Source organism: Pedobacter sp. (genome assembly GCF_035566355.1).
Lineage (GTDB): Bacteria > Bacteroidota > Bacteroidia > Sphingobacteriales > Sphingobacteriaceae > Pedobacter.
The window spans coordinates 1-20,668 of sequence record NZ_DATMRL010000118.1 but is presented as its reverse complement, the minus strand read 5'-3'; the positions used below and the strand labels follow the sequence as shown (position 1 = coordinate 20,668).

The following is a 20,668-nucleotide window of genomic DNA, read 5'->3' as shown; positions in this document are numbered from 1 at the left end:
ACTAAACCTGAAGATCGCATTAAGGAATTTGTGGAAAAATAAAGGCTTTGCTTTTATTAGTATTGCCGGGCTGGGGATAGCATTAGCCATTTTTATGCTTACCCTGCTGTATGCCAATTATGAAAGGAGTTACGATTCCTGGAATAGTGGTTATGAAAATATTTATCGGGTAAATTACAAATCGCCGGATGAAAATGTTGCTTTGAGTCCGGGTAATCTGGCCACTACAAGTAAAGAAAAAATTGCTTCTGTAGCAGCTTCTACAAGGATCCAGGAATACTGGCGGAAAGACCTTTTACTAAAAACGAAAAATAAGAGCTTGTACTTAAATGATGTTTTGCTGGCTGACAGTAATTTTCTTAAGGTTTTCAGTTATCCTTTACTGTATGGGAATGCTGGCAAGGTATTAAATACGCCAAAGTCGGTGATCATCAGCAGAGAATTGAGTGAATCTGTTTTTGGAAAAGGGGTTGATCCGGTAGGTGAAACGGTGATGCTTGATCAGAATTCAGGGTATATTGTTGATGCAGTAGTGGACGTGGCCCGATATCCATCGCATTTTCGCTTTAGTATGATCAGGAGATTTAAGAAAAGTGTCTCTGATGATTACTACAGCAATAATTATTATACATACATTAAAATATTGCCCAAATCGGATCTTAAACAGGCTACTTTTTTATTAAACCGTAATCGTGAAGAGCTCTTAAATGCGGAATTACTAAAGTTACCAAACAATGAAAAAGCTGACTTTAGTGAATTCATAAATAATAACAAACTTTATCTGCAACCGGTTAAAGAGATCCATCTCAATAAAAGTAATGTGGAATATGAATTTGCTGAAAATGGTGTAGGACTATATTTGTACCTTATGCTGATTGTGGCTTCCCTGGTCTTGATCATTGCAGCAGTTAATTTTACCAATCTTTCTGTTACGATAGCAACCAGACGGGCAAAGGAAGCTGGGATCAGGAAGGTAATGGGTGCAGATAGATTTCAGATTGGTATTCAGTTTATATTGGAAACAGCGGTGCAATGCGTGGTTAGTTTGTCGATTGGTTTTGTTATACTAGAATTGGCTTTGCCCTCATTTAATGTTTTAATTGACCGGTCTATCTTGTTGGATAAAGTGTCTGATTATTATGATATCATGGTTCAGGTAATGATTGTGTTATTAATAGTTACTTTAATGGTTGGATTATATCCTGCTTTATTGATTGGTAATTTTGTGCCGGCTAAAGTTCTTAAAGGAAATTTTAGCAGCAGTAATAGTGGAACATTGATCAGGAGTGGTCTGATCGTTCTGCAGTTTTTTATTGCTGTGCTGTTTATCTCTGGTGTTTGGATAATCAATAACCAGTTGAGGTTTATGCAGAATAAGGACCTTGGTTATAAACCTGGTCAGGTTATGGCATTGACGATTATGCAAGACAGCGGTGATGAGCATTACAGAGCAATTAAGAATGCTTTAAGAGGTATTGAAGGCGTAAATATGATTTCCAGAACTGACCATCTTCCTGGGGAGGATATGGGAGGAAATAGTTATGGTTATGGCGGGAGGACTTATAACGCTAATTTTATCACCGTAGATGTTGATTATTTTAAAACAATGGGTCTGGAAATGCTGGAGGGGAGGTCTTATGATGTTGAAAATAAAATGGATACGTTAAATTCCCTGATCTTGACACAGGCCGCTGCTAAACTATTTAATTTGAAGGATCCCGTTGGTAAAACACTTAAATTTCGTAGTAGGAACGTGCAGGTAATTGGGCTGGTAAAAGATTTTAACCATTATAGCCCTGAAAAAAAATATCAACCAATTGTATTCCAGTATGCTAATGGAAATCCTTTCCTGTACGTTCTGGTGAACATCTCTTCCAACCGGCCGATGGAAACGATTGGCAAGGTTGAGGCCGCATGGCAGAAATTAGAACCGAACTTTCCAGTTAAGTACACACTTCTTGACAAGAAATTTGATGGCTTGTTACATAAACAGGCCCAGTTGCGGTCTATTATTGGTTTGCTTTCTATTGTGACCATCGGGCTTGCTTTAATGGGAATATTTGCGATCGCAACTTTTACTGCGCAGAGAAGAAGTAAAGAAATCAATATTAGAAAAGTACTTGGCGCTTCGATCTATGATATTTTGTCTTTGCTTAATATAGGATTTGTTAAGCTCGTTGTGCTGGCAAACATTGTGGCCTGGCCATTTGCTTATTTTCTATTGAAGAATTGGCTTAATGATTTTGCTTTTAGGATCGAAATGCCTATTCTTCCTTTTGTTGCTTCCGGAGTGATCACACTTTTATTAACAGTTGCTGTAGTCAGTCTGCAATCTTATAAAGCGGCCAGAACGAACCCTGTGGACGCGTTGAAATATGAATGAATCCGGGAAGGTATATCTGGCGGACTTTAGGTATTCATCTAATTTTTATGGCAGTTGGTCTAAATTATAGCTCGGCAGGCTTTCTGGTACTTATCTTTAGGTATCGCGCTAAGAAACAATGAATATGTCTTTAGACTCCCTGCCTGTAATTTCTGAGAAGGAACCTTTCCTGCGTTTTGTTGTTGATTCAAAATTTAGAGTTTACAGACGGATCCTTCTCTTTGGGTTTTTGACATTTTTGCTTACAGGTGAAAATACGAAGCAGGAGTTTTCTGATCAGACCTTTATGCTGCTCAAAATGGGTGGTTTTTTAATTGCGGCTGTATTGATCGCTATTAACATATATATACTTGTTCCTGTATTTTTGTTTAAGGGGAGGTATGTGCGGTATGCTGTATGGGTTTTTGCGATTATTCTCATTTCTTTTGCTTTTTTTACTTTCCTGAAAAGCTGGCTCCCAACATTAAGGATTAAGCCTGATGCGGCTATACCATCTGATGATAATTTCTGGGGAGATTTTGTTGCGATTACGATTATGATGGGTGTTTTGTGCGCCGCTACGACTGCTCTGAAACTCTTTCAACGATGGATACGGGATAACTACCGCATCATGCAATTAGAAAATATCCGTATGCATACTGAACTGGATCTGTTAAAGAGTCAGGTCAATCCGCACTTTTTGTTCAATATGCTGAACAATAGTCAGGTACTGATACAAACTGATCCGGAAAAAGCGAGTCAGATTCTGGTGAAGTTATCCGATTTGTTGAGATATCAGTTATACGACAGCAGCAGGCAAGAGGTATTGCTTAGTGCGGAGATTTTATTTCTGATTCACTTTTTATCTTTGGAAAAGACGCGCAGGGATTATTTTGAGTTTGAAGTGCAAGAGGAAGGGACAGAGCAACAAATACTTCTGGCACCTCTGTTATTTATCCCTTTTGTTGAAAATGCGATTAAACATAATATCCAATCTGTTAACGGGGCTTATGTTCATCTGAGGTTCAGGCTTTCTAAGGGTGTACTTATTTTTGAATGTACGAACCCTAAGTCATTGGAGCGGCTGGAAGAAGGGGCATCGGGGGGATTAGGTTTGCCAAATGTTAAACGGCGTTTGGAATTGCTTTATCCGGGCAGACATCATTTGATGATTGCAGATTATGCAGATCGTTATCATGTTTGTTTAACTTTAAATTTATGAATTGTGTAATAGTTGATGATGAGCCTTTGGCCAGAGAAGGTATACAGCTACTCCTGAGGGCTTACCCGGAAATGAAACTTTCCGGTTGTTTTAATAACGCCGCCGCTGCTGGATCTTATTTGCTGCTGAACCCGGTAGATCTGGTGTTTCTGGATATCCGGATGCCTGGGATAAATGGACTAGACTTTGCCCGGTCGTTAGGAAAGACAACGATGGTTATTTTTATCACTGCTCATGTGGAATATGCATTGGAAAGTTATGAGGTGGATGCCATAGATTATCTGGTTAAACCGATTCATCCGGAAAGGTTTCAAAAAGCCATTTCAAAAGCTTTAAGTTATTTTAACTTAATGTTGCAGGAAAAGAATGATACTTCTATTGAATTTGGTTCTCAGGCTTTTCTATTTGTTCGGGCTGACCGGCAATTTGTTAAGGTAGATTTTAAGAACCTTCTTTTTATAGAGGGGCTTAAAGATTATGTTATTCTTCATCTTTCAGATCAGAAACTGATGACCGCAATGAACCTTAAAGCAATTCATCAGAAACTGCCCCAGGAACTGTTCATAAGGGTCAGTAAATCATATATTGTAAATACAGCCTGTATTAAAGTTTTTGATAACAATAACATCTATATCGGAGAGCAGGAAATTCCGATTGGTAACAATTACCGTGATTTTTTCTTTGAAACTTTTGTGAATGATAAAAGATAAATTCTTTTGGTCTAAAATTAAATGGCTTTTGTCTAAACTCCAGATTGAAATTTGCAATAGAACTTAACTTAGAAATAAGTTCTACAATCTATGCGAATTAAATTTAAACCTGCGTGCTGTTTTCTTTTCTCGGTGTTTTTATTGACCACCTGCCTGTGTCTTGAGATTCTGATGATGGTGAAGCCTGAATATGTACTTAGGTGGCTGAAGGTTTGTGTATTCAGTTTATTAGGTGTTCTGTCTTGTAATATGGCTTTTGGATTTGTTTACGGTGAACATAAACTTATCGGTGATCAGGCCTTTATACGAATTATGAAAAATTTGAAAGCCAATGAGGGGTCTGCTACATTATCAGGATATATGGATAAACTCGTTTTAAGCCAGTCATCTATTTATGTTTTTCCGCGATTATCTGCTTCAACACTTTACCTTACAAGTTATGGAATGCTCAATGGCTTAGCGGGTGACCATCAAAGGGATCCTGTGCTTCTTGAGGCACAATTGAAGGATCCTGGCTCTGTTCTTCAAAAAATTATAGCGCTTCATCAGGAATATATAGATAAAGGATTAAAAGCTGCGCCAGATGCTGTCCTGGTTGGTATAGACCTTAATTATGCTTTAACTGCTGCGGTGAATTTGTCGCACTTTTATGCCTATGGGAAATCATTTACAGATCAGTTGAAAGGCTTTGATAAAGAAAAGATTAAGCAGGCCTGTGACAGGGCCTATTTATCTGCACTGGTTAGAAGCCTTTCTTCTACAAATGCCATAAAGATGTATGTAAGTTTACATCTGATTGCGATCCATACGGCTGAGCAAAGCGGTAAAATGGCCCGGCTTGGTGACCAAAATGGAGCTTTGGACTTGTTACAGGCTGCTTTGTTCTTAAATGGGTTTGCAGATCATTTTCTGGAAGATTCCTTTTCGTCCGGGCATCTGGTGGTAAACAGAACTGTATTGGCGTCGTTTACCAATAATAAAGCGCTTCATGACTTTTATTCTGAACACGGTACAACCGTTGTAAACAGAAAAGGGGAGATCTGGAAAGCTTATGGAGATGGTCGGTTTGAAGAAAAGAGCCCGGACGGTGAACGTGTTATCACTGCAGTTCAGGCTTCTTTACAGGATTTGATGGATGCTTTTACTACTTCTTTTATTTTGGGAACCAAAGAAGGGTTTTTGGATAAGGTACCCGATCAGAAGGAGAGTCAGCCTTTATATCTGATTGAGCATATTCCTTCACTGAGTTTGGTGCCTATTCCATACAACTCAGAACTTAAAGACCTGATGTTAAAAAATGTTGTGTTAACGGATCAGGCGCGCGAGGCCAATCAATTGCTGTACTATCGCAATTTTATCCGGAGCCGGGTAGGTAATTCTTTCGTATTCAGTGGTATCACCGAAATATCGAGGCCGGTCACCGGCTTTGAACTCAGGTTAAATGCCATTAATTTCAGTAAAAGATATGAGTACAACCCCATGGGAGGTAAAAAAGGAATGCTGGATTCCTGGCATGGATACACACTTTCTTACCAGCTTACAAAAAACCGGGAAGGCAACCATGAACTGAGCTCACAGATCAGCGGGGGATTAAGAAGCAACTTTGATTATTGGTTTAGTGATAAGCGTTTTCTGGGATTGTATAGTTATCTGGAAACTGGATTGCGTTTTGAACAGGGAAGTACAGATGTAATTTTCGGACCCTCCTTAGGAATTCATTTAGGATCTTTATTCAATATCAACTATTATAACATGCCGTCCTGGTTGAGAATCCCGGCTATGTACCTTTTACCGCTTAAAGTTCGGTATGGGCCGGTATTCTCCTTAAAGCAACGTCCAAGGTATTATGCTTCTGTAGAAATGGATGTGTTTTTCTAATGTTGGTTAAAGCTGTTCGGGACTGAACGCTTGATGTCCGATAATGAACAGCATTCTTCGATAAAATAGTCTTATTTTTGAATACAGGCCGCTTTTTGCTCTTGGCACATCGTTGGTAAACAGGATAAGTAATTAATGACAAGGAAAATGATAGAATTAAAGAATATAGAAAAGTATTATGCAAACAAAGGGGTAAAGAGCTACATACTCCGACATGTAACCACTTCAATTAAAGAAGGGGAGTTTGTCAGTATTATGGGCCCCTCAGGAGCGGGAAAGTCTACTTTGCTGAATATTCTGGGGATGCTGGAAGACCCTACTTATGGAGAATATGAGTTTATGGGGGAAAACATTACTTCTTTAAATGAACGTAAGCGGATTGAATTGTATCGAAACCATATTGGCTTTGTATTCCAGGCCTATCACCTGATTGATGAAATGACTGTGGCTGAAAATATTGAAGCACCACTGCTCTATAAGAAGATCGGTGGTTCAGAGCGTAAAAGCCGGGTAGCCGATGTACTGGACCGTTTTAATATGGTGGCGAAAAAAGATCTTTTTCCAAATCAATTGTCCGGAGGCCAGCAGCAACTGGTTGGTATTGCACGGGCCTTGGTAGCTCAACCTTCTATTATTCTGGCAGATGAGCCGACAGGTAATTTACAATCTGCTCAGGCCTTGCAGATTATGGACTTATTTAAAAAATTGAATGAGGAGGAGGGGATTACAATTGTGCAAGTAACGCACTCGGAAGTCAACGCTGGTTATGGGTCGCGCATTTTGCATTTGCTGGACGGGGTGATCAAGGAAGATGTGGCAACAACCGTATAGGATCAACATGGATTAATTTCAAGGTATGTTTAAACTTAACCTAAAAATAGCCTTCCGGAATCTATGGAGGAATAAAACGGCTTCTTTCATTAATATTATCGGTTTGGCAATTGGCCTGGCTTCCTGCTTGATGTTGCTGTTATACGTTTCTTATGAGTGGAACTTTGACAAGCAATTTAAAGGGGCGGAACAGGTTTACCAGGTGATGACCAATTTTAAAGATGCTAACGGAAAGATCACCAGTACGGGAGATGTGACTGGCAATGTTATTGCCGGAGCAATTAAAGAGGAAATCCCGGGGGTCGAAGCCATAAGCAGACTGGGGTATGGTGGTCAGTCATTGATTGCAAACGGCCCCACCAGTTTTAAAAAAGAAGCTAAGTTTGCAGATCCTGATCTTTTGAAGATCTATAATTATGAGTTTATTACCGGTAATCCGGGTACTGCCTTGAATGATCCCAAATCGGTTATTCTGACAGAAAGAATGGCTAAACTTCTGTTTCCAAATGGTGATGCACTTAACCAGTCTGTTCGTTATGACGACAAGACGGATTTGAAGGTGAGCGGCGTGATTAAAGACCTTCCCTCCAATATCTCTAATCGATTTGATTTTTTAATGCCCTGGTCATTTTATGAAACATTGTTTGATTGGGTGAAGGATCCGAGCTGGACAAATTTTAATTGGCAGACATTGGTTAAATTAGACAAGAATGTAGATCTGAATCTCGTCAATTTAAAGATGAAAGGGATGATGGAACGGCATCAAAAAGATACCCGCGCAGAATCTTTCTTATATCCGCTGTCAGAAAAACATTTGTACGGAAAATTTGAAAATGGAAAAGGGAGAGGAGGTGATGTAGAACGTATTTATCTCTTTGCAGGATTGGCATTGGGTATTTTGTTGATCGCTTGTGTCAACTTTATGAATATGGCTACCGCCAAATCAGAGAAAAGAGCGAAAGAAGTGGGAATAAAAAAAACAATCGGGGCTGGTCGGGGTTCATTGATTGCTCAGTTCTTTCTAGAAGCTATGCTGCTTACACTGATTGGTGTAGTGGCTGCCATTGCCATGGTAGAATTGTTGCTTCCAACGTTTAATAATCTGCTGCATATCCAATTGAGTGTTTCTGGACTTGCTGGGGGCTATTGGTTATGGATTTTGCTTATTGTACTTGTTACGGGGCTGTTGTCGGGAAGTTATCCTGCTCTGTATTTATCTTCATTTGATCCTATTCAGACCCTGAAGAAAAAAGCGGTCAGGGCAAAGGCTGTTCCGATGAGTTTGAGGCAAGTGTTGGTTGTAGGACAGTTTTGTTTTGCCTTGTTGCTGATCATTGCTACTCTTGTGATTTATAAACAACTTTCTTTTATTAAAAACCGTCCCTTGGGTTATGATACGAATTTTCTGGTTGAAATGCCTCAGGATGGCCTTTTGCAAGGTAAATATGAATTGTTAAGATCAAACCTGCTGAAGTCAGGTGCGGTAACTTCTATGTGCCAGTCGTCCATGAGTATCTCTAATGAAGGGTCTAATTTCTGGAATTTTGAATGGCCCGGGATGGCAGATCAGGATAAACAAATTGTCTTTAATCAAATTGCTACTACATATAATTTTATTAAAACCAATGGAATAAAGTTAATTCAGGGCCGTGATTTTTCCAGAAGTTTTGCTTCTGATACCGCAGGGGTTTTGCTGAGCAGTTCTGCTGTGAAAATCATGAACTTAAAGCATCCGCTGGGAACAAAGGTGAAATATCACGGACAAAATGCTGTTGTTATCGGCGTGTTCAAAGATTTTATTTGGGGTTCGCCGTTTTACCGTGACCGGCCAATGGTAGTGGCTTATAGTAAAGACTGGAATGGTGTGATTACGATGCGTCTGAACCCTGCAAACGGGTTAAGTCAGAATATAGATCTGATAAAGACCGTTGCTAAAAATATTAATTCGGCTTATCCGGTAGAAATAAAGCTTGTGAATGACCTTTATGCCAATAAATTGCAGGCGGAAAATACATTGGGAATTTTGTCGAATCTTTTTGGTGGGCTATCCATTTTTGTTTCCTGTCTGGGATTGTTTGGCCTGGCGGCTTATAGTGCGGAGCAAAGAACGAAGGAATTTGGCGTTCGAAAAGTGTTGGGCGCTTCTATACTCAACCTTATGCAATTGCTCTCTTTATCGTTTATGAAGATGATCTTTATCTCTGTTGTTATCGCAGTCCCTCTGGGCTATTACCTGATGGGAAAGTGGCTGATGAAATTTGAGTTCCATACAACGATCAGCTGGTGGATCATTGGTATTGCTGCAATGGGTACTTTATTTACTGCACTATTGACGGTCAGTTTTCAAGCCTACAAATCTGCAAGGGCCAACCCGGTGGATGCTTTGAAATATGAATAATACCTGATAACTCAATTGTATATGTATGTTTAGGTTAAATCTGAAGATTGTTTTAAGGAGTTTGTGGAAGAACAGGTCTTCCTCTGTCATTAATATTGCAGGCCTTTCTATTGGTCTGGCTTCCTGCTTGCTTTTGATCTTGTATGTTTCTTATGAATGGAACTTCGATAAGCAATTTAAAGATTCAAAAGGTATTTACCAGGTAATGGTCAATGTGCAGGACCTGAATGGCCATAAAGTAATGACCATTGACCAGACACAGAATGTGCTTGCTCAAACATTGAAGCAAGAGTACCCGGAGATTGCGCAAATTGCGAGAACAACAGGTCTTTCTAAAAGGTTGCTTGCAAACGGTCAAAAAAACATCAAGGTACAGAGCCGATATGCCGATCCTTCTTTTCTTGATATTTTTAATTACCAGTCCATTAGAGGAGATCTAAAAAGTGCATTAACGCAACCAAACTCTATTCTTCTAACAGAAAGTACAGCCCGGCGTTTATTTGGAACTGTAAATGTTTTAAACAAGACTTTGAAATTTGAGAATCAAACAGATTTGAAAGTAACTGCGGTGATTAAGGACCTTCCGGAAAATATAACTTATGCTTTTGAGGCCTTGGTACCCTGGCGGATTTTTGAGGTTCTAAATCAATGGCCTGAAAAACCCAATTGGGGAAACCATAGTTTCAATACGCTTCTTAAGCTAAATCCTGGTGCTGTAGCAGAGCAATTAAACCTGAAAATAAAACACACTGTTGAAAAACATTTTCCTGTAGCTAAAGAGGATGTCTTTATATACCCACTTACTAAACTGCATCTATATGGTCATTTTGTGAATGGAGAAAACAGTGGAGGAAAAATACAACAGCTGAAAATCTTTGTGGCACTCGCACTAGGAATTCTAATTCTGGCCTGTATCAATTTTATTAATTTGAGTACAGCACATGCACAAAGGAGAGCAAAAGAAGTTGGAATTAAGAAAAGTGTTGGTGCATCAAAGCGTTCGCTTGTTCTTCAGTTTCTTTTAGAATCGTTCATTTTAACTGTAATCAGTGTTGTGATCAGTATCGTACTGGCGGAGCTCTTTTTACCCTGGTTTAACCATTTACTCGACATTAATATCCGGATAAACTATCTGGATCCTGTAAGCTGGCTCATTTTGACTGGCGTGTTATTGTTAACTGCTTTTCTGGCGGGCTTTTATCCTGCCTTTTACCTGGCAAACTTTAATCCTGTCCAAGCCTTAAAGAAACAGGTGCAGCCGCAAGGGATTTATGCTTTGAATTTGAGGCAAATTCTGGTGGTGTTGCAGTTTAGTTTTGCCGTTATACTTATTGCAGTAACCCTAACTATCTATAAGCAGATTCAATTCTTAAAAAACAGGCCATTAGGTTACCAGTCAAATGGCTTGATCGAGGTTCCTCATGAGGGGCTTTTATATGAACGGTATGATTTGTTAAAAAACAAGTTATTGGCAAGCGGGGCTGTAACAGCGGTTACACAATCTTCAGATGGAATTACAGAAAGGGAAAGCAGTATTCGCGGTCTGGAATGGGAAGGGATGTCTGCGGGAGATAAACTCATTGATTTTGACCAAATCTACACGACAACAGATTTTACAAAGACCATGGGCATCAGGCTGTTATCTGGCCGGGATTTTAGTAGCAAAAGGGCTTCAGACACCCTGGGCTTGTTGTTGAGTAAAAAGGCAGTTCAGGTCATGAACCTTAAAGAGCCGCTCGGGGCGAGAATACTTTACCAGGGACAAAAAAGGACCGTGGTTGGTGTATTTGAAGATTTTGTATGGGGAGACCGCAATAAATTTGGCGCACCTATGGTCATTGCTTATGCCACGGGGATTAGTGATGCCATCACTATGCATTTAAATCCTGAAAAGAGCCTGACCGAAAGTGTAGGAATCATTAGTGCAGTTCTAAAGGAACTTAATCCAGACTTTCCGGTAGAGATTAGGTTCATCGACAACCTGAATGCAGCAAAACTGAAGGAAGAGGCGATCTTGAGCAGTTTATCCAACTTGTTTGGTTTTCTGTCCATATTTATTTCTTGCATGGGATTATTTGGACTTTCGGCCTATAGCGCAGCGCAACGTACCAAAGAAATTGGGGTACGGAAGGTACTGGGGGCGTCTGTGCAGGAACTGATGATGATGCTATCTTCAGAATTTGTGAAATTGGTGCTGATCTCTATCCTTATCTCCTTGCCATTGGCCTATATGATTATGGCAAAATGGTTACAGAATTTTGATGTCCGAACCCCTTTGAGCTGGTGGATCTTTATTCTGACAGCATTGATTACCGTTTTTATTGCTGTTTTAACCGTAAGCTGGCAAACGTATAAAGCTGCGGGAACTAATCCGGTAAATGCATTGAAATATGAGTAATAGTTTTGTGATGCTGAATGATGGTTAGTTACCTTTGTGTATGCAAAGAACTTTTACTGATCAGTTGGGGAGGGAAATCGTTATGGAGTATCCTCCAAAGAGGATTGTTTCTATTGTGCCTTCTCAAACAGAGTTGTTGTTTGACCTTGGGCTGAGTAATGAGGTGATTGGCATCACTAAATTTTGTGTTCATCCGGAAAGTCGCTTTAAAGAAAAAGTGAAAATTGGGGGAACTAAAAAACTGAATATCGAGCTGATCCGAAGCTTGAAACCTGATCTTATTATTGGTAATAAAGAGGAGAATGAACAAAGTCAGATGGAATTGCTGATGGAGGAATTTCCAGTGTGGATGAGTGATATTTATGATCTGGAGGGTGCAAAGAATACGATTTTGCAGATTGGAGAACTGGTGAACAGGGAACCGGAGGCGGCTTATTTGAACCATTTGATCCATGCTGGCTTTACGGACTTGCAGGTCCTGGCCTTGCAAAACAATCTTCATAAAAAAGTAGCCTACCTGATTTGGAAAGATCCTTATATGTTTGCCGGCCAGGATACCTTTATCAATGATATTTTAATGAGGAACGGGTTGCAGAATGTGGTAAAGATATCCCGTTACCCGGAATTTGGACTGAGTGACCTGGCCGAACTGGAGCCTGATCTTATTTTTCTTTCTTCTGAGCCTTACCCTTTTAAAGAAAAGCATCTGAAAGAGGTGAGGGAGATGGTGCCTGGAGCGAGGGTGATGCTGGTGGATGGAGAAATGTTCTCCTGGTATGGCAGCAGATTGGTTAAAGCAGTGGAGTACTTTTTTTATTTGCAAAAAGAACTTTATTCTTAAATATTAAAACTATGGCGACAGATTATTTAGATAGTGCAATCAAACAATTTGAATATTACAAATTGATCGGAGATAAGGCTATTGCGCAGGTGTCAGAGGATAAACTATTCTGGCAGTTTAATGAAGACAGCAATAGCATAGCTTTGATTATAAAACACCTGAGTGGGAATATGCTTTCCCGTTGGACTGATTTCCTGATATCTGATGGTGAAAAGCCCTGGCGAAACAGGGATGAAGAATTTGAAGCTCCGGCTTTTGATAAAGCGGAGCTTCTGGAGCAGTGGGAAAAAGGTTGGAATTGTTTGTTTAATGCAATTCGCCCTTTGAAAGCGGATGATCTGGAGAAAATTGTCTATATCAGAAATATGGGGCATACTGTAACAGAAGCTATTAACAGGCAGCTGGCACATTATCCATATCATATTGGCCAGATTGTTTTCTTAGCGAAAATGCTTTGCACCAATGCATGGGAATCTTTGTCTATTCCAAGGGGAAATTCACAAATTTACAATACGGAAAAGTTTAATCAGCCCAAGCGCAAAGCGCATTTTACCGATGAGTTTATAAAACCTAAAGAAGATTAAATTCCTTTAAGCAAGGTAATCTCTACTCTTCGGTTTTTTAAACGGCCTTCTTTTGTCTTGTTGTCTGCAATGGGTTGTGTGTCTCCAAGGCCTGCTGTTTTAATCCGTTCGGCATTGATTCCAAGACCAACCAGGTATGTTTTTACAGAAACAGCACGTTTTTCTGAAAGCCACTGATTGTATACAGCAGTGCCTGTTTTATCGGAATGTCCTTCAATAAGGATCTTCCTGCTTTTATCTTTTTCCTGGATCACTTTTGTAACGTCAGCAAGCCTTTTCTTTGAATCTTCACTGAGGTAGGAGGAATTGGTTGGAAATAGAATTTCAGAACTGAAGGTGAATTTAATACCGGCATTTGTGCGTTCTACCTGATCTTGTGGTAAATCTTTTTTGATTTTATCAAGCTCAGGATCTTTCGCAGTATTTTCTACTTGCTGTGCAGGTGTCTGAACCAGTTTTTTCTTGGTTTTACAAGAGAGCGTAACGGTAAGCAACAAGGCTAAAAGGAAGGTTGTTTTATGCGTCATATTAAAAAGGGTAAGCGTAAAGATAATAAAAAAGGAAGGGCGATTTACCCTTCCTTTTTTCCTCATCTTATTAAAGATCTAACAATGTGTAGTTTATTTAAGTTCTGCTAATGCCGCATCTATATAAGATAAACTGGCTTGATCTTGTTTTTTCTGTTTAAGCTGGTTTAAGAAGTTGCTTACAAAGGTATTTGCTCCATATGATTTATATTTTATCCCTATGCTTTTTACAGCGTCAACTCCTTTTTTAAGTTCATTAATGTCATTCACTTTACCCAGTATATTCATATAGCCAGGAATCAGCTGTACTTGTTCTTGGGGACCAAGGGCTGTGAATTTTTCGGTAATGAAGGGCAGTTCTTTCTCTGAACCAAATTTTGAATAGACATTCACAATAGCTTCAGTCAGTGCTTTCTTATTGTCTTTCTCCAGGTTCTTTGCCGCTGCGAGGGATTCGTCAGATTTTTGCAGAGACAAGGCCATAAGAGAGGCACCCTGAATGGCATAAGATGGACTTTGCAAGCCTTTTTTGAATAAAGGGAGATCTGCGGGGTTGGCGCTGGTCCCTATAGCGCTAATGGCTGCTGCCTGTACCAGCGTGTTCGGGTCTGAAGCCGCCAGTTTCTGGATTAGTGGTAATGCAGCTTTAGCGGTTTCCGGATCTGTCAGATCGGTAGCTTCCAGCGCTTCCAGGCGAAGACCATAATACTTGTCATTTAGAGCTGCAAGCAGAATTTGAGCTGCATTTGGGTCTTTCTTGTTTTTATCTGAGGCAATAATGGCTTCTAATCTGTCTGTGTAAAGGGGCGCATGTGCGTATTGGAATGCATATTCGCCCAGAGGTTTGTGATCCGTTTTTACGGCGAGTAAAACTTTGTCTGCATCGACGTTGACCAGGTCGGGTTTTGCGATAGCGGGAAAGGTGAAAGTTTGCTCAGCATCTTTCATCGTAATTTGAAAACGCTTTTTTGCTCCTCCCGAATAAACCTCAACCGCCATAGGGAGGATGAAAGGTGTGCCGCCTTGTGTTTGTTTCAGAGTTATTTTTTCAGTTTTGGAAGCCTCGTCCCATGCATAGTCTATAGTTAACAAAGGATGCCCTGAGTTAAAATACCATTGATTGAAGAACCAGTTCATATCCTGTCCGCTGGCTTCTTCCATAGCTAAACGGAGTTGGTGTGCTTCTCCATTTTTAAAGGCATTTTGTTTTAAATAGATGTTCAAGCCTTTAAAAAATATCTTATCACCAAGATAATTGCGCATCATGTTCAGGATACGACCGCCTTTTTGATAAGAAACCAGGTCAAAGACTTCTTCTTTATCCGCATAGTGGAAGCGAACCAGGTTCTTTAGCGCATCATTCTTAGAGCCCAGGTAATTGGCCATATCTTTGTAGTTATGAGCGTCCCCTTCGTCTTTACCGTATTTATGTTCCGCCCAAAGGACTTCACTGTAATTAGCAAACGATTCATTAACAGTTAGATTACTCCAGCTTTCTGCAGTAACATAATCACCAAACCACTGATGGAACAATTCGTGTGCAATGGTACTTTCTGCTTGTCCGTAATAGTCGTCCAGAATTTCACGTTGTGTGCGTTGAACATATTCTCCATGTAGTGTAGCTGAGGTGTTTTCCATAGCGCCGCTTACGTAGTCACGAACTACGATCTGGCTGTATTTGTTCCATGGGAAATCAATTCCTAAGGTATTGGAATAAAAATCTATCATTTGGGGTGTCAGACCAAAGATCTGTTTAGCAAAAGGTGCATAGGCAGGCTCCAGATAATAGTTGACCTCTTTATCCTTCCATTTATCTTTGTAGATTTTGAAATCTCCAACAGCCATCATAAACAGATAAGGGGAGTGCGGAAGATCCATTTTCCAGGTATCCGTCCTTGTACCATTGGTGTTTTTGACCTGGGTAGTCAATTTTCCGTTGGATAGGGTTACATATTTGGCCGGAACAGTCATGCTGATCTCTGCGGTAGTTTTCTGATTCGGTTTGTCGATGGTCGGAAACCAGGCAGATGAAGATTCCGTTTCTCCCTGAGTCCAGATTTGTACCGGTTTACCTTTTACGGTACTGTCAGGATTGATGAAATATAATCCTTTTGCATCCGTAATAGCTGCGCTGCCTTTGGCTTTAAGTTCGTCGGGCTTAGCGGTATATTCTATGAATATGGTGTAGTTCTGGCCGGCCGGATAAGCTTTTCCAAGCTGAATCTTCAGTTGTTCATTATCATAGGTATACTTTAGTTTTTGCAGTTCTTTACCGTTAACCAAAGCGATGGTTTTAATGTCCATTCCTTTGGCATCAAGTGTTAAAGAATCTGTAGAATAAGCATAAGGTTTTAAGGTTAGCCATTCTTTGCCAAATAAATAGCGTTTGGAATAATCAAATCTAACATCCAGCTTGGTGTGTACCAAAGCGTTGATCTTAGTGGCAGAAGCACGGTAAGCAGATTCGGCCTTAGCCGGAGTTTGAGCCTCTGTTTGTGCCATAACGCTGCTTGTTGCCAGTACAAATAACATACAGGCATATGTTGATCTTCTGAATATGTCTTTCATTTAAGTTAATTAAGCTCCTAAATTACAGAATCACTTTAATATAGAAAAGTGGAATCCAGATCTTTGATCATCCAGATGGTGCAGGCATGATGGCCCGAATTTCCAAGGGCATGGTCCAGATGGGTAAAGCCTGCTTTAATATACATGCTTACAGCTTTTTCCAACTGGGGGAAAGATTCAAGGTATAATTGATGATAGCCCATTTTTTTTGCAGATTTGAAGCATTCTTCCAGAAGGAGTTTTCCTATGCCTTTGCCCCGGGAAGCAGAAGATAGATACAATTTGACCAGTTCTGCACATCCTTTTGGTAAGCCCTCTGTTGGATAAATACCGCATCCGCCAAGCAGTACGCCGTTTTCTTCCGCAATAAAATAAGCTGAACCACTTTGCCGGAAGAGCGAATATAGATCATCTGTAGTCGGATCTGAGTATACTGTGCCTATTTTAGGGACATTGAATTCTTCAAGTGAGGTTCTAATGATCTTTGCAAGATCTGCATTATGGTTTTTGCGAAGGGATTGAATTTGTAATGACATGACTGAATAATTTACCTGCAATAATATGTAGTCTGCTACATAAAAGCAAATTATTGTATTTTCAAAGATACACTGCCATAGGGTTGTCAGTTCATCGGTTTTACTTTGTTTTCAAATAATGCTATTATTATGAACCTACAAATGCAAATCAAAGAACTGTGCGCTTTTAATGTTAAAGCCAATCAGGAGTTTCTTCAATCTTTAGATCAAGCGTCTGCTGAAATGTGGAAGGAGAGGCTGGATTCCAATTTCGGTGACATTCACAGTGGGATACAGCAAATTGTTTCTGCAGATGGTTCTGTAATGGAACTTACAGATACAGAAACTGTTTTTACAAACTTAGTATCTCGGGCAGAGGCACTGCTTCAGTACGTAAGCGACCTGCCTGAGGCATCGCTGAAAGAAGAGCTTCAGTTTCATAGCTCCTGTGAAGGGAAAGTTAAGATGTCAAGGTACGACTGGATTCAACAGATTATTGTTCATAGTGCTTACAAACGTGGCCTTGTTCAAATAATTTCTTAGCGGAAAGATGGAGTTCATTATCTTGCAGCATGATTGATGTATGTTGTGCTATCATTGTAAGGGAAGATGGTTGTGTATTAGTCGCCCAGCGGGCGGCAGATCAATTGTTGCCTTTAAAGATCGAATTCCCGGGTGGAAAAGTTGAAGCTGGAGAGTGCGCGGAGGATTGTTTGGTGAGGGAAATTAAAGAAGAATTAAATCTGGATATCTGTATACATCAACGGATGGAGGCTCATCGACATCGTTATCCGGATTTTTCTATCTGTTTAATTCCTTTTGTTTGTACAATTACCGGAGGTGAAATTCAAATGAATGTGCACCAGAATTACAACTGGCTAAAGCCCTTAGAACTGCCAGACCAGGATTGGGCAGAGGCAGATGTTCCGTTGATGATGAATTATCTGAAGTCACTGGAATAAAAAGGTAATTGTTTACCGCTTGTTTTGGGACGTTGACCGACTGTTATCCTTTGTATACTGACTTTACCTTTATGTGTTTTGATTTTCCCTGTAGTTTTGAAGAAAAAAAGATCATGGAAACTCTAAACAACAACAAAAAAAATCGTCATTTCGGCCTGGGAATATTCATGCTGATTATTGGCGTAATCTATATGATCAGAAATATAGGTGTGTCTATCCCTTTTTGGGTGTTGAGCTGGCATACCATCTTGTTGGCGATAGGTTTGCTGATCGGGTATAGAAAAAATTTCAGGGCTGGTGGTTGGGTGGTACTGGTGATTATAGGTGGCATTTATACGCTGCAAAGTATTATAATGATCAGTCTGACGTCTTATTCAACAGCTTTTGTTTTTATAGGGTTGGGTTTGTATCTGGTACTTAAACCTAAAAAAGAGGTTCGCTTCTGTGGATTTGAAGATGGAAAGGAAAAGATCAACTTTCAAGATATTCATGAAGATGGAAAATAAGTCATCTGCCAGAAAGTATTGGGGAGGCAATCAAAAAGGGTTGCCTTTTTTATTTAACTTAGGAAAACCAATGCTGAATCACGATGAAACGACTCCAAAATTCCACTCTTCTTCTTAGTGTACTATTTCCTATTTTTGCCACGGCACAGCAAAAGCCTTTAAAAAGCCTTATGAAATACCCGGAAACAAAGATAGATAATGTAAAAGAAACTTATTTCGGAACTGTTGTAGATGATCCGTACCGCTGGCTGGAAGATGACCGGTCTGCGGAGACTAAAGCCTGGGTAACTGCACAAAACGAAGTGACCAGGAATTATCTGGCACAGATTCCGTTTAAAAATGATATTAAGCAAAGATTGACCAGACTTATGAATTACGAGAAGTATTCCCAGCCGTTTAATAAGGGGGCTTATACTTACTTCTATAAAAATAGTGGTTTACAGAATCAAAGCGTGCTTTACAGACAAAAGGAGGGAGAGGAGGCGGAGGTCTTTCTTGATCCAAATACTTTCTCTAAAGATGCAACTACTTCTTTGGCTGGTATTAGTTTTTCCAAAGATGGAAGTTTATTGGCTTATCAATTGTCTGAAGGTGGATCTGATTGGACGAAAGTGGTGGTCATGAAGGCTTCCGACAAAACTATCGTGGGGGATACGCTGGTCGATGTGAAGTTTTCCGGTATAGCATGGCAAGGAAACAATGGCTTTTACTACAGCAGTTATGATAAGCCTGCGGAAGGTAGCCAATTATCTGGGTTGACCCAATATCATAAGCTGTATTTCCATCAATTGGGTACAGCACAGAAACAAGATCAGCTGATCTTTGGGGGGGATAAAACGCCAAGACGTTACATAGGTGCTGATTTAACAGAAGATGAACGGTATCTGATCATTTCAGCGGCCAATTCAACTTCCGGAAATGAGCTGTACATCAGAGATCTTTCTATCCCGAATTCTCCAATTGTTTCTGTTGTAGACAATTTTGAGCAGAACCATAGCATCATTGATAATATTGGGACGAAACTATATATCTATACCAATTTAAGTGCACCAAATGGAAAAATCATTACTGTTGATGCGTCAAATCCAAAACCGGAGCATTGGAAGACTTTAATCAATGAGACTGAAAACGTACTGAATCCTTCTACCGGAGGAGGTAAGATATTTGCCAATTATATTAAAGATGCCGTATCTCTGGTATTACAGTATGACACGGATGGTCGACTTGAACATGAGATCGAGCTGCCTGGAATCGGTACTGCAACAGGCTTTGGTAGCAAAAAGGAGGAAAAAGAATTGTTCTATATGTTTACCTCCTATGTTTACCCGACTACAATTTTTAAATATTCGGTACTTACAGGTAAATCTGAGATTTATAAGAAACCAGGGGTAGATTTTGATCCTTCAAAATATGAATCTAAACAGGTATTCTTTGCTTCTAAAGATGGCACCAGAGTTCCAATGATTATTACCTATAAAAAAGGATTGGTCCTGAACGGGAAAAATCCAGTTTTGCTTTACGGTTACGGGGGCTTCAATATCAGCTTAACACCGGCATTCAGTACCTCTGTGGTGGTTTTGCTGGAACAAGGTGCAGTTTATGCAGTTCCTAATCTCAGAGGCGGTGGAGAATATGGTGAGAAATGGCATCTTGCAGGAACAAAGATGCAGAAGCAGAATGTGTTTGATGATTTTATTGCGGCCGCCGAGTATCTGATTAAAAGTAAATATACTTCATCAGATAAACTGGCTATAATGGGTGGGTCTAATGGAGGTTTACTGGTTGGCGCGACCATGGCTCAACGGCCTGAATTGTTTAAAGTTGCACTTCCTGCGGTTGGCGTAATGGACATGTTGCGTTACCACAAATTTACTGCCGGTGCTGGATGGAGTTTTGATTATGGAACTTCAGAGGATTCAAAAGAAATGTTTGAATATTTACACCACTATTCTCCTGTGCATGCTTTAAAACGAGGGGTCAAATACCCTGCGACATTGGTTAGTACAGCTGATCATGATGATAGGGTGGTACCTGCACACTCTTTTAAGTTTGCTGCGGCACTTCAAAAAAATCAAGGAGGAAATGCTCCTGTACTCATCAGTATTCAAACCAATGCGGGGCATGGAGCCGGTAAGCCGACGGATAAAGCCATTGAAGAAACAGCAGATAAATGGGCTTTTTTACTCTACAATATGGGGCTTGGTTACCAAAAATAACATTGGCCTTTAAAGTATTGCTTTAATATCCTTTGGGACTGTTAACAAAATTAAGTTTGAATTGTTATGGAAATCAGGTGAGTTTGTAATCCTTTTTATGAATGAACTTATAGGCAATTGTGCCGATCATCATTAAACAAACAATTGTAT

General features: G+C 39.9%; 16 protein-coding genes. 13 read left to right on the top strand and 3 right to left on the bottom strand.

The features are described from left to right. The 9 genes from VNZ46_RS04530 to VNZ46_RS04490 form a co-directional block, all read left to right on the top strand. The coding region (locus VNZ46_RS04530; protein WP_325558941.1) for an ABC transporter permease at positions 1-2,383 on the top strand (2,383 nt) is incomplete at its 5' end. Positions 2,384-2,507: 124 nt separating this feature from the next. Next, positions 2,508-3,584, top strand: a complete 1,077-nt coding sequence (locus VNZ46_RS04525) for a sensor histidine kinase (RefSeq protein WP_325558940.1) — start codon at positions 2,508-2,510, stop codon at positions 3,582-3,584. Then, positions 3,581-4,294 carry a LytTR family DNA-binding domain-containing protein gene (locus VNZ46_RS04520; protein WP_325558939.1) on the top strand — a complete coding sequence of 238 codons (714 nt, stop codon included), beginning with the start codon at positions 3,581-3,583 and terminating at the stop codon, positions 4,292-4,294. The genes VNZ46_RS04525 and VNZ46_RS04520 overlap by 4 nt, the downstream gene beginning before the upstream one ends. A 90-nt stretch (positions 4,295-4,384) precedes the next feature. After that, entirely contained in the window at positions 4,385-6,172 is a 1,788-nt protein-coding gene (locus VNZ46_RS04515) for a hypothetical protein (protein ID WP_325558938.1), read from the top strand. A 147-nt stretch (positions 6,173-6,319) separates the two neighbouring features. After that, entirely contained in the window at positions 6,320-7,003 is a 684-nt protein-coding gene (locus VNZ46_RS04510) for an ABC transporter ATP-binding protein (RefSeq protein ID WP_325558937.1), read from the top strand. Positions 7,004-7,028: 25 nt separating this feature from the next. Then, entirely contained in the window at positions 7,029-9,401 is a 2,373-nt protein-coding gene (locus VNZ46_RS04505; protein ID WP_325558936.1) for an ABC transporter permease, read from the top strand. Between the two features lie 25 nt (positions 9,402-9,426). Next, complete coding sequence (locus VNZ46_RS04500; RefSeq protein ID WP_325558935.1) at positions 9,427-11,799, top strand: ABC transporter permease; 2,373 nt, start codon at positions 9,427-9,429, stop codon at positions 11,797-11,799. Between the two features lie 40 nt (positions 11,800-11,839). Further along, complete coding sequence (locus VNZ46_RS04495; protein ID WP_325558933.1) at positions 11,840-12,640, top strand: helical backbone metal receptor; 801 nt, start codon at positions 11,840-11,842, stop codon at positions 12,638-12,640. 11 nt (positions 12,641-12,651) lie between these two features. Then, entirely contained in the window at positions 12,652-13,224 is a 573-nt protein-coding gene (locus VNZ46_RS04490) for a DUF1572 domain-containing protein (RefSeq protein WP_325558932.1), read from the top strand. Here the strand turns inward: VNZ46_RS04490 and VNZ46_RS04485 are convergent. The 3 genes from VNZ46_RS04485 to VNZ46_RS04475 form a co-directional block, all read right to left on the bottom strand. Continuing rightward, entirely contained in the window at positions 13,221-13,751 is a 531-nt protein-coding gene (locus VNZ46_RS04485) for an OmpA family protein (protein ID WP_325558930.1), read from the bottom strand. The two genes, VNZ46_RS04490 and VNZ46_RS04485, sit on opposite strands and share 4 nt — an antisense overlap. 93 nt (positions 13,752-13,844) lie before the next feature. After that, positions 13,845-16,319 carry a M1 family aminopeptidase gene (locus VNZ46_RS04480; protein WP_325558929.1) on the bottom strand — a complete coding sequence of 825 codons (2,475 nt, stop codon included), beginning with the start codon at positions 16,317-16,319 and terminating at the stop codon, positions 13,845-13,847. Positions 16,320-16,354: 35 nt separating this feature from the next. Further along, positions 16,355-16,855, bottom strand: coding sequence for a GNAT family N-acetyltransferase (locus VNZ46_RS04475; protein WP_325558927.1), 501 nt, complete (start codon positions 16,853-16,855; stop codon positions 16,355-16,357). A 129-nt stretch (positions 16,856-16,984) separates the two neighbouring features. On the opposite strand from VNZ46_RS04475, the gene VNZ46_RS04470 reads away from it, so the two are divergent. The 4 genes from VNZ46_RS04470 to VNZ46_RS04455 all read left to right on the top strand — a co-directional run bounded on the left by VNZ46_RS04470 (position 16,985) and on the right by VNZ46_RS04455 (position 20,518). Continuing rightward, the gene (locus VNZ46_RS04470; protein ID WP_325558925.1) at positions 16,985-17,377 is read left to right on the top strand and encodes a hypothetical protein; all 393 of its coding nucleotides are present in this window, start codon (positions 16,985-16,987) and stop codon (positions 17,375-17,377) included. Between the two features lie 29 nt (positions 17,378-17,406). Beyond that, complete coding sequence (locus VNZ46_RS04465; RefSeq protein WP_325558924.1) at positions 17,407-17,796, top strand: (deoxy)nucleoside triphosphate pyrophosphohydrolase; 390 nt, start codon at positions 17,407-17,409, stop codon at positions 17,794-17,796. A 113-nt stretch (positions 17,797-17,909) separates the two neighbouring features. Then, a complete protein-coding gene (locus tag VNZ46_RS04460) occupies positions 17,910-18,302 on the top strand; it encodes a LiaF transmembrane domain-containing protein (RefSeq protein WP_325558923.1) in 393 nt (130 codons plus the stop codon). Positions 18,303-18,385: 83 nt separating this feature from the next. Next, a complete protein-coding gene (locus VNZ46_RS04455; protein ID WP_325558921.1) occupies positions 18,386-20,518 on the top strand; it encodes a prolyl oligopeptidase family serine peptidase in 2,133 nt (710 codons plus the stop codon). Positions 20,519-20,668: the final 150 nt, after the last annotated feature.

Excerpts from the sequence above, each read along its gene's own strand:
- VNZ46_RS04490 (WP_325558932.1), top strand. The coding sequence starts at position 12,652 with ATGGCGACAGATTATTTAGATAGTGCAATCAAACAATTTGAATATTAC.
- VNZ46_RS04505 (WP_325558936.1), top strand. The coding sequence starts at position 7,029 with ATGTTTAAACTTAACCTAAAAATAGCCTTCCGGAATCTATGGAGGAAT.
- VNZ46_RS04470 (WP_325558925.1), top strand. The coding sequence starts at position 16,985 with ATGAACCTACAAATGCAAATCAAAGAACTGTGCGCTTTTAATGTTAAA.
- VNZ46_RS04495 (WP_325558933.1), top strand. The coding sequence starts at position 11,840 with ATGCAAAGAACTTTTACTGATCAGTTGGGGAGGGAAATCGTTATGGAG.
- VNZ46_RS04500 (WP_325558935.1), top strand. The coding sequence starts at position 9,427 with ATGTTTAGGTTAAATCTGAAGATTGTTTTAAGGAGTTTGTGGAAGAAC.
- VNZ46_RS04510 (WP_325558937.1), top strand. The coding sequence starts at position 6,320 with ATGATAGAATTAAAGAATATAGAAAAGTATTATGCAAACAAAGGGGTA.
- VNZ46_RS04480 (WP_325558929.1), bottom strand. The coding sequence starts at position 16,319 with ATGAAAGACATATTCAGAAGATCAACATATGCCTGTATGTTATTTGTA.
- VNZ46_RS04525 (WP_325558940.1), top strand. The coding sequence starts at position 2,508 with ATGTCTTTAGACTCCCTGCCTGTAATTTCTGAGAAGGAACCTTTCCTG.
- VNZ46_RS04455 (WP_325558921.1), top strand. The coding sequence starts at position 18,386 with ATGAAACGACTCCAAAATTCCACTCTTCTTCTTAGTGTACTATTTCCT.
- VNZ46_RS04520 (WP_325558939.1), top strand. The coding sequence starts at position 3,581 with ATGAATTGTGTAATAGTTGATGATGAGCCTTTGGCCAGAGAAGGTATA.
- VNZ46_RS04515 (WP_325558938.1), top strand. The coding sequence starts at position 4,385 with ATGCGAATTAAATTTAAACCTGCGTGCTGTTTTCTTTTCTCGGTGTTT.
- VNZ46_RS04475 (WP_325558927.1), bottom strand. The coding sequence starts at position 16,855 with ATGTCATTACAAATTCAATCCCTTCGCAAAAACCATAATGCAGATCTT.
- VNZ46_RS04485 (WP_325558930.1), bottom strand. The coding sequence starts at position 13,751 with ATGACGCATAAAACAACCTTCCTTTTAGCCTTGTTGCTTACCGTTACG.
- VNZ46_RS04465 (WP_325558924.1), top strand. The coding sequence starts at position 17,407 with ATGATTGATGTATGTTGTGCTATCATTGTAAGGGAAGATGGTTGTGTA.
- VNZ46_RS04460 (WP_325558923.1), top strand. The coding sequence starts at position 17,910 with ATGGAAACTCTAAACAACAACAAAAAAAATCGTCATTTCGGCCTGGGA.